This window comes from Polyangium sp. 15x6, from assembly GCF_029960785.1.
Lineage (GTDB): Bacteria > Myxococcota_A > Polyangia > Polyangiales > Polyangiaceae > Polyangium.
On record NZ_JASBQE010000112.1, the window covers coordinates 1 to 13,559 of the forward strand.

Below are 13,559 nucleotides of genomic sequence, written 5' to 3' on the forward strand. Positions count from 1 at the left end.
CGGGACGGCCGGCACGGGCGGCACGGGCGGCGACGGCGGCGCGGGCGGCGGCACGGGCGGCGGCGGCGGCGTGGCCCCCGAGTGCACGACGCCGGCGGACTGCACGAACCAGGGCGACGCGAACTTCTGCGGCGAGCCTGCGTGCGAGTCGGGCAAGTGCGTGCGCAAGGCCTTGCAGCCGGCGGGCACGCCGCTGCCCTCGCAGGTCTACGGCGATTGCCTCGAGACGCAATGCGACGCGAATGCCCAGCCTGCGCCCGTCAACAAGGACGACGACGTCTACAACGACGGCAACGAGTGCACGAACGACGTCTGCATGAACGGCGTCGCCATGCACGAGGTCCAGGCGCAGGGCTTCCTCTGCTCCGCGGCGGGCATCTGCAACGACATGGGGCAGTGCGTGCAATGCATCGAGGGCGTGCAGGGCTGCTTCAGCGGCAACCAGATGTGCATGCAGGGCGTCTGCGTCGGCATCAACTGCGCGAACGGGATCAAGAACCCGGGCGAGGGCGACATCGATTGCGGCGGCAATTGTCTCCCCTGCGACGACGGCAAGACCTGCACGAACGGCTCGCAATGCAAGAGCGGCGTCTGCACGGGCGGCACGTGCGCCGCGCCGAGCTGCATGGACGGCGTGAAGAACGGCAAGGAGACCGGCTTCGACTGCGGCGGCGGCGACTGCCCGCTCTGCGCCAAGGACGAGGGCTGCCAGCTCCCGACGGACTGCGAGAGCGGCGTCTGCGTCGACGTCTTCTGCGCCGATGCGAGCTGCACGGACGCGCTGCAAAATGGCGATGAGACTGGCATCGATTGCGGCGGCCCCATGTGCAATCCCTGCCCCTGAGCGGCCTCTCCGCGCCGGCGCGTGATTTTTCTTCACGCGCCGGCGTTTTTCTTCCGACCCCGAAAGACATCGCCTAGGATTCCCGCCCGGAGGCGGTTCATGCATCGGCATGTCTTTGTTCTTTTTGGGCTTTCGATTTCGATTCTCGCGGCGGCGTGCGCGCCGGAGCTGGTGGCGCCGGGCGGCAACGGCGGGTCCGGCGGCGCGGGGGGCATAGGTGGGACGGGAGGCATCGGCAGCATGCCGGCGTGTACGAGCCAGACCGACTGCCCGGACAGCGAATGCCGGACCGGCGGCTCGTGCAACGCCGGGACGTGCGATTATATGACGGAGATCATGCCTGGCACGCCGGTCGGCGAGCAGGTGTATGGCGATTGCAAGCAGCGGGAGTGCGACGCGTCGGGCGCCATCACGCAGGTCGAGAGCATTGCCGACGTGTACAAGTGGGCAGCTGATTCCTGCCGCAAGGACGACTGCGAAGCGTGGGTGAGCCCGCAGCCCGCTTCGGGCCCGTGCACGACGAAGTGGGACAGGCCCGGCATCTGCGACGGCAACTTCACCTGCATCGAGTGCCTGACAAACAATGATTGCGGCGGTTCGCAGTGCGCGGCGTCGATCGGGAAGTGCGTCCCCACGTATTGTACGAACGGCGTCCTGGATGCCGATCCCGATCCCACCAAGAGCGAGACGGACGTCGACTGCGGCGGTCCCTGCGTCCCCTGCGCCGGGGGCATGAGATGCACCGTGCGCGCCGATTGCGAAGGCGAGGGGGTGTGCCTCGGGAATCCAAAGACCTGCCAGGCGCCCACGTGCGGTGATACCTACAAAAACGGCGACGAGACCGGCCCCGACTGCGGTGGCAGTTGCGCACAGGACATGGCAAACCCCAAGAAGTGCGGGCAGGGCCAAGGCTGCCTCGTCCCCGACGACTGCGTCGCCGGCCTCTCCTGCAAATCCGGCATCTGCGAGTCCTGACCCCTTTCCCCATGCAATCCGCCCCCCTCCCCGCCGTCCCCTCCGATTGCCTGCTCTGCGGCACCTGCTGTTTCTCCGACCTCCCCGAGTACATCCGCGTCTTCGGCGTCGATCACGACCGCATGGACGACGACGCCCGCGCGCTCACCGAGTTCATCGGCAATCGTTGCTACATGCGCATCGAGGACGGCCATTGCGCCGCGCTCGTCCCCGACCCGGAGACGCGCCGCTTCGTCTGCTCCATCTATCCGATGCGCCCGGACGCCTGCCGCTCCCTCGATCGCGGCACCTCCGCCTGCCTCGGCGAGCTCACCTTGAAGCAGGACCGCCCTCTGCTCGCGCTCGAAGCGATCGTCCGCAAAAACCGCTCAGGGTGAATCGGCCGCGTCCGTCCCCGCGTCCGCCGCCGCGGGCGCGGCGCGCCGCTCGATCCGCATCGTCACGTCGAGCAAGACGGTTTGTCCCGCATTGACCCGGATCTCCCGCTTCTCGTCCGGCGCGTTCGGGTGCTTGAACGTCACGTAATGCCGGCCCGGCACGACCGGGATCGGACGCCCGATCGGCGTCACGTCCACGTATCGCCCGTCGACGAGCACCTCGGCCCACGGCCGCGCCAGGACCTTCACGTAACCCCGCTCCGACGCGTCCGCCTCGCTCGCCGGCTCGGCCGTCACGTCCTCCTCGCGGACGAACCCCTCCACGACCACCGCGCCCAAGACCACGAGCCCGAACAGCACGGCGAGCTTCTGCACGAGCGGCCCGAGCGGGAGCGGCGGCGGCCCCTTCTTCGGCTGCCTCCGCCCCTTCTCCTCGCCGATCTCCTCGCCCAGGAACGACAGCGCGAGCGCCCGCGTCACGAGCTTCCGCGACGGCTCCCGTGTCGCCTCGTCGAGCGCCTCGGCCAGCGCCTCCGAAAGCGCGTCGCCGTCCTCGTACCGATCCTCCGGCCGCTTCGCGAGGCACCGCATCACGATGCGCGCGAGCCCCCGCGGCAGCACCACGCCGTGCCGCTCGAGCGGCGAAGGCTCCTGGCTCCGCACCCTCCGCGCGAGCTCTTCCCGACCCTCCGCGCCCTCGTCCCACGGTCGCGCCCCGGCGAGCATCTCGTAGAGCACGACCCCGAGCGAAAACACGTCCGATCGCGGGCTCGCCAGCTCCCCCACGATCTGCTCCGGCGCGGCGTACTCCGGCCCGGACAAACGTTCGCTCCCGTCGAACGGTGACGGTGCGGCGGGCACCGACAGATCCATCGCCGCCCCGAAATCCACGAGCACGCTCCGCCCGTCGGGCGCGAGCACGATCCCCTCCGGCCGCACGTCCCGGTGCACGATCCCGCGCGCGTGCGCGTGCCCGAGCCCCGACGCGACCCCGAGCGCGATCGCCGTCGCCACCTCGTGCGGAAGCTTCTTCGTCCGCGCGAGCACCGCCGAGAGCCGCGGCCCCGGCACATCTTCGAGCGCCACCCACGTCGCGCCCGATCCCGGCGACACGTCGAGGCAACGCACCACCGACGCGTGCCCCATCTTCGCCAGGATGCGCGCCTCGCGCCCGAGCGCCGACCCGAGCGGCGACCCTTCCGCGAGCGTCCCCTTCAGCGCCTTGACGATCGCCACGCGCCCGAGCCGCTCGTGCTCGGCGCGGTAGAGCGTGGCGATCGCCCCTTCGGACAGCTTCTCCCGGACCCGGTACGGCCCTATCTGCGCCTGCAACGCGAGCCCCTAACGCGTCATCCCGCTCGGCGCCTCGATCCCGAGCACATCGAGCACCACCTTCGCCACGTCCGCGAGGCTCCTGCCCTCCGCGAGTTTTCCGCGCGGGTGCGTCGAGACGAACGGCACCGGGTTCGTCGTGGGACCGCCGCGCGGCTTGCCCTCCGCGTCGAGCATCTCCTCGCAGCCGCCGTGCGTCCCCACGACGAACAGCGCGCCGCCCTTCGCCTCCGTCGCCGCCGCGATCTGCGCGACGGCCGCGTCCACCGCGTCCACCGCCTCGATCGCCGCCGCGAGGTCGCCGCGGTGCGACGCGTGATCCGCAGCCGCGAGGCTCACGATCACCACGTCGTGGCTCCCTTCGCGGATCGCGCGCGCTGCCGTCTCCGCGATCTCCGCTTGCTCGACCACGCGGATCTCCGCGCCGTCCTTGCGTGTCCGGAGGCCGCCGTCGAACACGTGCGCCACGTGCCTCGCGCGATCCGGCTCCGCGATCCGGAGCTGCGTCAAACCCGCCGCCGCGATCGCCTCGCCGAGCGTTCCCTCCGCGGGTTCGTCCGGGAACGCGGCGAGCACCTCGAGCGCCGGATCGAGCCCCACGAGCGAGAGCAACCCGAACTCGTCGAACGCGTACACGGGCTTCTTCCGATCGGTCAGGTACTCCTCCTCGACCTCGCGCGGCACGCCGCGACGAACCATCATCGCCGCGAGCTCTTCCACGCGGTCCGCGCGGTGCGTCAGGAAGAGCCCGGCCTCCTCGCCGAACCACGACCAGCCCGCGCTCTGCCCCGAGGCGAAGTCGGCCATGAACGACCCGACCATCCCCTCGTACTCGCCGATCCGCGTGGGCTCGACGTTCCCGTCCGTGAGCTTCGCCTGATACGCCGCTTGCAGCGCCTCGTACGGCGTGTCCTTCGTCTTCGCCTCGCCGCGCACGATCGCCGCGTACGCCTTCTGCACGCGGTCCCAGCGCCCGCTCCGATCCATCGCGTACGACTGCCCCGAGATGGTCCCGATCACGCCCTTGTCCTCGAGCTCGAAGGCGAGCGGCTCGAGCAGCTTCCACGCGCTCCGCGGCGCCGCCGCCTTCTCCTCCAGGAACGCGTGCACCACGACCTTCACGTCGTGCGCCTCGCACACCCGCACCATCGTGCGCAGGTGATCGAGCGTCCCGTGCGCGCCGTCGGCGGAGATCGGCGCGAAGAGGTGCAGCCGGCAGCTCCGATCGTTCGCGATCCACATCGCCCGCTCGATGATCTTGTTATGCCAGAGCTTCTTCGCGGCGATCGCTTCATCGATCCGCGCGCGGTGGGGCCGCGGCGTCCGGCCCGTCCCGATCGCCTCGTAGCCGAGCGCGCCCGAGCCGACCTTGCCCGCGCCGAGCCCCACGGCCTCGCCGCTCGCCAGAAGGCGCGTCTTTCCGAACTGCTCCGCGAGCCGCGCGAGCGCCTCGGCCTTCGCCAGCTGGACCGCGTTTCCTTCGCGCGCGTCGCGCTCCCCGAGCCCGTCGAGCAAGCACAACACCACGGGCTTCTGCCTCGGCTCCACCACCATGCGTGTACTCTACTCGCTCTTCGTGATGGCTCGCCGGGTCGTGCGCCGTGATCGCACGGCTTCCCGGGCCAGCTCATCCGCACGTTCGTTCAGCGCCACGCCCGAATGTCCGGGGACGTACTCGAGCCGCGTCTTGTTGCGCTTGAGCACATCTTTCACCTCGGCGACGAGCTCCGTGTTGGCCTTCGCCTTCCAGCCCTTCTGCAGCACGCCGATCGCGTACTGGCTGTCGGTGCGGACGAGCAGCGGCTTGCCCGTGTCCTCGACGGCGCCCACGGCCCGCAGGATCGCCGTCAGCTCCGCGATGTTGTTCGTGCCGTTCCCGAGGTACTCGCTGATCTCGATCCGCCGATCTCCGTCGACGACCACGACCCCGAGCCCCGCCGGCCCCGGATTGCCCGTGCAAGCGCCGTCCGCGTACGCGACGAGCTGCCCCTCTGCGAGCGGCGGCGCCGCGTCATGCGCGGCCTTCGCGGCGGCCTTGCGCTCCTCGGACGTCGTCGCCTTGGCGCGGCTCGTCGCTGCGGACTTCGTCGCGCCCTTGGCCTCGCCCTCTTTCTTCTCGACGGCCTCGGCCGGGCCACACGCGTCGTCCGGCAGAATCTCGCCCGGGACCACCTTCAGGTTGTCCTCGCGCGCGCCGTACTTCCGCCCATCGTTCGGCTTGTACCGAACTTCCACACGACCACCGTCCGAGACCAGGCGGCCCGCCTCGTCGGCCTTCGCGTACACCTTTTGCCCACGCAGGAGCGCTCGTACCCACGGCACGCGCGCACCTTGGCACAGACCCCCGCCCCGGCGAAAGCAATCGTCATGTGTTCCGTGACCGTGACAGCGTCGCCCCCGTGACAGCCGGCCCTGCCCGTTGTACACGCCCCCTTCGTGAACGAGAACGAAGACGCGCGACCCTTCTTTGCGCCTGGCCTCTTCGAGGGACAGGTGGCCATCGTCACCGGCGGCGGCAGCGGCATCGGACTTTCCGTGGCGCGGGAGCTCGGTCGGCTCGGCGCCAGCGTCGCCATCTGCGGCCGCAAGCCCGAGAAGATCGAAGCGGCGATCAACACCTTGCGCGAGGCCGGCCTCGCCGAGAGCCGGATCCTCGGCTCGCCTTGCGACATCCGCGAGCCCGCGCAGATCGAGGCGTTCGTCCGCGGCGTGAACGAGCGCTTCGGCCGCGTCGACATCCTCGTCAACAACGCGGGCGGCCAGTTCCCGAGCCCGGCCGAGCAGATCTCGCCGAAGGGCTTCGAGGCCGTCGTCCGCAACAACCTGAACGGCACGTTCTACATGACCCGCGAGGTCGCGAACGTGGCCATGATCCCGCAGAAGCGCGGCCGCATCGTCAACGTCACGGCCATGGTCGTCCGCGGCTTTCCGGGCATGGCGCACACGGGCGCGGCGCGCGCGGGCGTCGAGAACCTCACGCGCACGCTCGCGGTCGAGTGGTCGCAGCATGGGATCCGCGTCAATGCGGTCGCGCCGGGCACGATTCGTTCGAGCGGCACGGCGCAATATGGCGACGGCATGCTCGAGGTCGCGCGCAAGGCGACGCCGCTCAAGCGCCTCGGCGGCGTGGACGAGGTCGCGCGTGTGGTCGTCTTCCTCGCGAGCGAGCGCAACGATTTCATCACGGGCGCGGTGATCCCGATCGACGGGGGCGCCTCGCTCTGGGGCGACATCTGGCAGATCTCCGAACCGTAGCGTGAGCGCCGACGATCCGCATACCTCCCCGGGCGGGGAAGTCTCCACACAGGCGCCCGCGCCCGCGCCCGCTCCTGCACCCGCGCCCCGGACAAACGCCTTCCGCGCCGCCTATGCCTGGTGCCGCGAATACGTCCTGGGTTACGATCCCGGGTTTTTCTGGGTCCTCGCGCCGTTCATCCTGCTCTGCATGGTGCTCTATACCCGGGCACCCACGACGAACTACATCTTCGACGAGCAGGAAGCGCTCCTCGCAAACCCGTACGTCAATGCGACCGGCGGCCTTCGCTACATCGACGCCATCTTCCGCGATTTCTGGGGCCTGCCGCCCGATCGCAGCGTGGGCTCCTACCGCCCCGTCCCCAATTTCCTCTGGCGCGCGCTCTGGGCCATCTCCAAGCAGCCCTTCTTCCACCACTTTTACAACGTCCTCTTCCACGCCGTGAATGGCGCGCTCCTCTCGCTCGTGACCTTCCGGATCACGCGCAGGCGGGGCACCGCGTATCTCGCCGGCGCGATCTTCGTCTCGGCCGCCATTCTCACCGAGGCCGTGAGCGGCATCGTCGGCATCGCCGACGTCTTCGGCGGCATGGGCGCCCTGCTCGCCGTGCTCGCGCTCGCCTTGCCGGGCTGGCTCATGCCCGCGGGCGTCTTTTTCGCGCTCCTCTTCGGCCTCTTCAGCAAGGAGAGCGCCGTCGTCTGCGTCCCGCTCGTCCCGTTCGCCGCGCTCGTCTTCTCGCCGCACCTGCATCCCGAGCGCCCCGCGCGTATCCTCCGCACCTTTGCCGCCCTCGTCGCCTCCGTCTTCGCGTTCGTCCTGTACGTCGAGCTGCGCAAACGCTGGTTCCCCTCGCCGACGCCGGCCGAGCTCCTCGAACCCTTGCCCGAAGGCGCCTCGGCCCTTTCACGGGCCGCGCGCTCCTTCCTCCTCTGGTTCCACCAGGCGCCGCTCCCCAAGGATCCGCTGAACAACCCCCTCGCCGAGGTCGATTTCCCGCGCCGCATCGCCGGCGCGCTCCGCGTCTACTGGCGTGGCCTCGTGCAGGTCGTTTTTCCGCGCACCCTGAGCGGCGATTATTCGTTCCCGCAGGAGCCCGCGCCCGATCGTCTCGTCTTCGCCGAGAGCGTGCTCGGCGCGATCGCCCTGATCGGCCCACCCCTCGCGGGCATTGTGATGTGGATCGTCGGCGTCGTCCGGGAACGCGCGGCGCGCAAGGAAATCGTTCGGCTCGGGCTCGCGGGCAAACCCGCGCCGGGCCGCCCTCGGCTCGCGGTTGTCGCGGCCCTCCTCTTCGCGCTCGCGCCCGCGCTCGTCGCCGTCGAGGTGTTTTTCCTTCGTCCGCGTGGGATCACGCTCACCTTGCGTGGGTTTTCCTGGGCCATCCTCGCCGTGCCCGTCCTCGCGATCTCACTCGGCCTCTTCGCCGACGCCTCGCGCGGCGTGGTCCCGCCCGACGCGCCCGAGGCCCCGCGTCCGTTCGGGCGCGCGGGGCTCGCGCTCGTGGCGGTGGGCCTGGTTTGGCTCGTCGTGAGTTATTTCCCGCACTCGAACATCCCGGTTGTCCTGCCGACCGTGCGTGCCGAGCGATTCTGGTATTTCCCGGTCATCGGCACCTCGTTCGTGCTCGCCGTCGCGTTCGCGGCCGCGCACGAGGGCCTTTCGAAGCGCCCGCGCTTCCGCTTCGTGGTCCCGGCCGTCTTCCTCGCCTTCTTCCTGTTCCAGTGCGTCAAGGCGTATGCGCACGCCATGGATTACCGCTCCGACCTCACGTTCTGGGAGGCGACGAAGGACGCGGTGCCGATGTCGGCGAAGGCGCACCTCAATTTTTCGGTGATGAAGGGCGCGCGCGGCGACATGGAGACGCGCCTCGCGGAGAGCCGAAAGGCGCTCGAGCTCGCGCCGGACTGGGCGATGGCGCACGTGTATACCGCCGATACGCTCTGCAGGATGCACCGCCCGGACGAGGCCTGGCCCCATTACGAGATCGGCTTCGCCAAGGGCCCGAACGAGATCGGCCTCCTCGCGCTCGGTCTCCAGTGCCTCCATGACGAGAAGAAGCTGAAGGAGCACGAGGACACTCTGCGCACGCTCGCGGAGGAGCACCCCGGGACGTGGCTCGCGTACCTCGCGATCGATACGCTCGACAACGGCGAGAAGCACGGCGGCGTCGATCCGAAGCATCGCCCGCGCTCGTACAACGAGGGCCCGAAGAACAACGCGGAATAGGCTGCGGGCTCGGTTCGAAACGAGAAACCCCGCCTCGGTAGGACCGAGGCGGGGTTTTTCCTTTTTTACCCGACGATCAGACGGAGGTCACTTGCCCTTGCGGTACGTGTCCCACTGGGCCTTCATGCGCACGCTCTGGCCCTCGGTGAACGTATTCATGCAGGAGTCGTCGGTGTAGTCCATGAAGTTCTTGATGGGATCGGCACCCGTAATGGCCGTGCAGCTGTCGCGGCCCGTCGGGCAGCCGAACGCGGCCGATTTCTCGGCCGGCGTGTCGGCGACGGCATCGCCGCCGGTGTTGGCGTTCTTCGCGCAGCCACCCTGGAACGTGTGGTAGAGGCCCATCCAGTGGCCGACCTCGTGCGTGCCCGTGTCGCCGAGGTTGTACGGCGCCGCGGAGCCGCCCGGGACCGACGAGAAGAGGATGACGACGCCGTCATCCTTCGGGTTCGAGTTGTAGCTCGAGGGGAACGTCGCCCAGCCGAGCAGGCCGCCGCCCGGGTTCGAGCTGTAGATGTTGAGGTCGTCCGCCGAGCCCTGGCGGAGCGCGTTCTTCATGGCGGCCTCCCCCGACGTGCCCGGGCCGGCCGTGTACCACGTGCTGTTCGTCGTGCGGTCGACGCTGACGAGGTTGAAGCTCACGCCCCAGGACGAGTATGCGGCATTGAGGACCGCGATCTGGTCGTTGATCTGGCTGTCCGGGATGTCGCCGTTCGAGATGCCCGTGCCCTTGTTGATGACGTGCCAGTAGACGGGGATGACCGCGCCCACGCTGACGTTGAAGTTGTCCTTCCAGGGAGCGAGCTGCTCGAACTCCGCCTCGACCTTGGCAAACTCCTCCGGCGTCAGCTCCTTCGTGCCGCAGGTGCGCACGACGGGCACGCCGGCGGCTTCCGTTTCGCCACCGACGTCGCCGATCTCGGTCGAGTCGGCGCTGCAGCCTGCGCCGAGCAGCGCGAAGGCGGAGAAGAGACCCCCGAGAACGACCGTGTACTGAAGACTGCGCATGCGGCTCTCCTTGTGTTGTCGGAAAAAAAGGACCCACGCAATGTACAGGGCGCGCACCGTTTTATTCAAGTGAAATCGATACGAAATCGACACCGTGCCGGAACGCGTAATGCCGCGATCGGTATCAATAGCAATCGAGTTGTAAAATAAATGGCCGCTGTGCGCGCGCGACGGAGCCTACGTCCGCCTAGGGCGTGACGTGTAAATATCCGAAGCCGTGGATAATTTGGTCTGGCTTCGCCAATCGCAGGGCTGCCGTCGTGTGTCACGCCACATATGGCTCGATGCAATTGCAAATAAATTGCAATGGAATTGACGCCACTGGCGTGACTCCGTTCGCCTGTGGTCAATCGTATGACCACGGCGCGCAATCAACGGTGGCGGAATATTCCAGCGTTGGCGCTGTATACGACCGCGTCGAGCCGATGTTCACGACGCACGAGCAAGAGCTCGGGCGCCTCGAGGTCGACCTCGATCTCGCCCCCCGCATCCGAAAAACCACACGCCCGCGCCCCGAGCTCGGAGCCGATTCGCCAGAGCTCCTCCGCCGGCGTCCGCGCCTCCGCACCCTCGCCGCGCAGCGTGATGCGTTTCCCCGTGCGCAGCCGCTCGCCGAGATCGACACAGCGCAGGTCCTCGAGCGGCGCCGTCATGACGTGGCTGTCGATCCCCGTGCAAAGCAAGGCGCCCGCGCCCACGAGCGCCGTGACGTCCGGCAGCCCGTCGCCGAGATCCCGCTCCGTCGTCGGGCACAAACAAACGAACGCGCCCGCCTCGCCGAGATGCCGCGCCTCGTGCGGCAAAAGGTGCGTCGCATGCACCGCCACGAAGCGCGGCGAGAGCACACCACGCTCGGCGAGGAGCTCGACGGGCCGTTTCCCCGTCTCCGCGAGGCACGCCGCGATCTCCGCAGGCTGCTCGGCCACGTGCGCGTGCAGCATCATCCCGCGCGCCTCGGCGAACGCCGCGATCGGGCCGAGCCAATCGGGCGGGACCGCGCGCACGCTGTGCGGCGCGACGCCGATGCGCACGTCCGGATCCTGCGCCCATCGCGCGGCGAGCGTTTCCACGTCGGCGAGCGAGCGATCGAGGTCCGCATCGGAGAACCTGCGTTGCGCGCCCTCGGGCGGGCGGCCCGCGCCCGCGCGCGTGTAGATCACGCGGAGGAGCGCGATGCGGAGCCCCTCGGCCTTCGCCGCGCGGATCACCTGATCGGCGAGGACCGTGCGATCCTCGTACGGCGCGCCGCCCGGCTGGTGATGCACGTAGTGGAACTCGCCCACGGTGCGCACGCCGGCGCGGTATAGCTCGCGGTACGCGACGCGCGCGATCGCGTGGATGCTCTCCGGCGTGAGCGTGTCCGCGAGCGCGTACATCGAGGTCCGCCAGGACCAGAAATCGTCCGTGCCCGTGGGACCGGGCCGCTGCGCGTCGCCCCGCATCGCGCGCTGAAAGGCGTGGGAATGCGCGGTCGCAAGGGCGGGCAGGAAAAACCTCTCGTTCATGAGCGCCTCGTCGTGATCGTCACGCGCGGCCGGTTCACTTGCCCCAGTTGACCTTGGGGCGTCCCGGCGGGGTGACGTTCGGCATCACATGGTAGAGCGCGCGGGCGTAGAGCGGCAGCGATCCACACGCGGCCTCGCCGAGGTTCTTCTCTTCGTCGGGATCGGTGCGCAGATCGAAGCAGTGGTACTCGCCGTCCCACTCGCGCGCCTGGACCTTGAGCGGCCCCTGCATCGCGCCCCAGTTGCGGAACGCGCACTCCCACACGCCCGTGCAATTCGTGAGCGGCACGGGCTCGATCGTGCGCTCGGGCCGCGTGAGGGGGTGGCCGATCATGCGGCGCCGGAAGGGCACGAGCGCGGGCTCGTCCCACACGCCGAGCAGATCGAGGAACGTGGGCGCGAGATCGAGGTGATAGACGTACGCGTGCTCGGCGGCGCGGATGCTCGCCTCTTCTTCCGGCGCGAGCGTGCCCTCGGGCGCGTCGATCCACGTCGGCACGCGGATCTCCTCCTCGTAGAGCGAGCTCGTGTGCCCCATTTGCCAGTGCTCGCGGAACGACTCGCCGTGATCCGACGTGTACACGACGACCGTGCGCGCGCCCTTGTCGCTCTCGCGCACGTGCCGGAGCAGCTTGCCCACGGCCTTGTCCGACAGGTACACGACGTTCTTGTAGTAGTTCAGGAACTGGTCGTTGAGCTCGGGCGCGTTCTTGAAGGCCGCCGGCTGGAACGGCGCGTGTTTCTCGTCGTAGACGTAGGGGTAGTGCACGTTCGAGTAGTGCACGACGGCGAAGAAGGGCTCTTCGAGCTCGCCGAACTCCTGGATCACGCGCTCGGTGAGCAGCGAGTCGTACGCGCCCGCGTCGAGGTCGGCCATCGTGTCGAGGTGCGTCGCGACGGCGAAATGGCTCGCGGGGATGTCTTGCACGTAGAGCCGCGCGTTGCCGAAGATGAGGTTCTGGCTCGTCCAGTACGCGGTGTCCCAGCCCGCCGCGGCCGCGTACTCCCAGAGCAGCGGCACCGAGTGCAAGACGGCGCGCGGCTCGGTCGGGCGCACGCCGGACCAGATGTTCGAGATGGAGATCGCCGTGGTCGAGTCGTGCGCGTGCATCTCGTGCAAAGGCATGCGGTTCGGCATGGCCTCGTTCGAGAAGGGCGTGGCGCAATCGCTCGCGGGATCGTAGGCGACGCACGTCACGTCGGCGCGCTGGCTCTCCTGGAGCACGAGCAGCACGTTGCGCGGCCGCTTCGGGCGCGAGGAGAGCTTGGGCACGGGCTCGGGGCGCCTGCGCTCGACGCGTAGATCGGGCGAGTCGTTCGTGATGTCGAGGTTCTCCTTCACCACCGCGGTGACGCCGTGGAAGTAGAGGAGATCCGGCGGCGACGACATGACCACCCGGTAGCTGACGGGCGTCTTCACCGCGAGGACGAGCACGGCCGGGACGAGGATCGGCGCGACGAGGCGCGGGATCCTACGAGGTCGTACGAATCGACGCGCGAAGGCGAGCATCCCGATCGAGGCCGCGATCGCGAGCAGGACCTCGAAGAGCAGGGCCGGGCGCGTGAGCGGGAGGTAGCCGTAGAGCGAGTCCCCGACGGACTTCGAATGGATCTGCCCGTCGAGCGTGAGGTACGTGTTCCACTGCCTGTGGAAGGCGCCCTCGACGCCGAGCGCGACCGAGAAGAGCAGGACGAAGAGCCCGCCCACGGCGCCGCGGAAGATCCCGCGCGAGCGCGCGGCCACGTAGAGCAGGACGGCCCAGAAAACGAAGCTCTCGCAGAGCCCCGCGAGGTAGCCGAGCCGATGCCATCGATCGAGCCGCAGGAGGTGATCGTGCCGGCGCAAGAGATCCGTGACGAGCACCCAGAGCATCGGCGTGACGAGCGCCAGAAACCCGATCCACCTGCGCCGCCGGCGGAGCCGCTTGCGCCGCTGCCCCGCGGGGCCGAGCACTCGTTTCGCCTTGCGCTTGCCAGGGTTCGTCGTCGCCGCGGTCGCGGCGGGCCCAGGGCTTCCTTCGGTCACTTCACTCACG

9 protein-coding genes and 2 pseudogenes are annotated in these 13,559 nt (G+C 69.1%); 5 read left to right on the plus strand and 6 right to left on the minus strand.

Annotation, left to right across the window (positions count from 1 at the left end):
• The 3 genes and pseudogenes from QHF83_RS44940 to QHF83_RS44950 all read left to right on the plus strand — a co-directional run.
• Positions 1-844, plus strand: a pseudogene (locus QHF83_RS44940) (hypothetical protein); the annotation flags it as partial.
• Positions 845-1,084: 240 nt separating this feature from the next.
• Entirely contained in the window at positions 1,085-1,819 is a 735-nt protein-coding gene (locus QHF83_RS44945; protein ID WP_282424282.1) for a hypothetical protein, read from the plus strand.
• Positions 1,820-1,830: 11 nt separating this feature from the next.
• Complete coding sequence (locus tag QHF83_RS44950; protein WP_282424283.1) at positions 1,831-2,196, plus strand: YkgJ family cysteine cluster protein; 366 nt, start codon at positions 1,831-1,833, stop codon at positions 2,194-2,196.
• Here QHF83_RS44950 and QHF83_RS44955 read toward each other — a convergent pair.
• Genes QHF83_RS44955 through QHF83_RS44965 form a run of 3 tightly spaced genes read right to left on the minus strand, consistent with a single transcriptional unit; the run spans position 2,188 to position 5,850 of the window.
• Positions 2,188-3,528: a serine/threonine-protein kinase gene (locus QHF83_RS44955; protein ID WP_282424284.1), complete on the minus strand. Its 1,341-nt coding sequence runs from the start codon at positions 3,526-3,528 to the stop codon at positions 2,188-2,190. The two genes, QHF83_RS44950 and QHF83_RS44955, sit on opposite strands and share 9 nt — an antisense overlap.
• Positions 3,529-3,537: 9 nt before the next feature.
• On the minus strand, positions 3,538-5,082 hold the full coding sequence (locus QHF83_RS44960) for a 2,3-bisphosphoglycerate-independent phosphoglycerate mutase (RefSeq protein WP_282424285.1): 1,545 nt from the start codon (positions 5,080-5,082) through the stop codon (positions 3,538-3,540).
• 9 nt (positions 5,083-5,091) lie between these two features.
• The gene (locus QHF83_RS44965) at positions 5,092-5,850 is read right to left on the minus strand and encodes a ribonuclease H (RefSeq protein ID WP_282424286.1); all 759 of its coding nucleotides are present in this window, start codon (positions 5,848-5,850) and stop codon (positions 5,092-5,094) included.
• A 114-nt stretch (positions 5,851-5,964) separates the two neighbouring features.
• Between QHF83_RS44965 and QHF83_RS44970 the strand changes: the two genes are divergently transcribed.
• The gene (locus QHF83_RS44970) at positions 5,965-6,783 is read left to right on the plus strand and encodes an SDR family oxidoreductase (protein WP_282424287.1); all 819 of its coding nucleotides are present in this window, start codon (positions 5,965-5,967) and stop codon (positions 6,781-6,783) included.
• A 1-nt stretch (position 6,784) separates the two neighbouring features.
• Positions 6,785-9,010, plus strand: coding sequence for a tetratricopeptide repeat protein (locus QHF83_RS44975; RefSeq protein WP_282424288.1), 2,226 nt, complete (start codon positions 6,785-6,787; stop codon positions 9,008-9,010).
• 87 nt (positions 9,011-9,097) lie between these two features.
• Here the strand turns inward: QHF83_RS44975 and QHF83_RS44980 are convergent, their stop codons facing one another.
• From QHF83_RS44980 to QHF83_RS44990, 3 genes and pseudogenes are all read right to left on the minus strand, one after another.
• The gene (locus tag QHF83_RS44980; protein ID WP_282424289.1) at positions 9,098-10,018 is read right to left on the minus strand and encodes a zinc metalloprotease; all 921 of its coding nucleotides are present in this window, start codon (positions 10,016-10,018) and stop codon (positions 9,098-9,100) included.
• Between the two features lie 371 nt (positions 10,019-10,389).
• Positions 10,390-11,538: pseudogene (locus QHF83_RS44985) on the minus strand (formimidoylglutamate deiminase); the annotation flags it as partial.
• Positions 11,539-11,557: 19 nt separating this feature from the next.
• Positions 11,558-13,558: a sulfatase-like hydrolase/transferase gene (locus tag QHF83_RS44990; protein WP_282424290.1), complete on the minus strand. Its 2,001-nt coding sequence runs from the start codon at positions 13,556-13,558 to the stop codon at positions 11,558-11,560.
• Between the last annotated feature and the right edge of the window lies 1 nt (position 13,559).

Excerpts from the sequence above, each read along its gene's own strand:
- QHF83_RS44945 (WP_282424282.1), top strand. The coding sequence starts at position 1,085 with ATGCCGGCGTGTACGAGCCAGACCGACTGCCCGGACAGCGAATGCCGG.
- QHF83_RS44950 (WP_282424283.1), top strand. The coding sequence starts at position 1,831 with ATGCAATCCGCCCCCCTCCCCGCCGTCCCCTCCGATTGCCTGCTCTGC.
- QHF83_RS44980 (WP_282424289.1), bottom strand. The coding sequence starts at position 10,018 with ATGCGCAGTCTTCAGTACACGGTCGTTCTCGGGGGTCTCTTCTCCGCC.
- QHF83_RS44960 (WP_282424285.1), bottom strand. The coding sequence starts at position 5,082 with ATGGTGGTGGAGCCGAGGCAGAAGCCCGTGGTGTTGTGCTTGCTCGAC.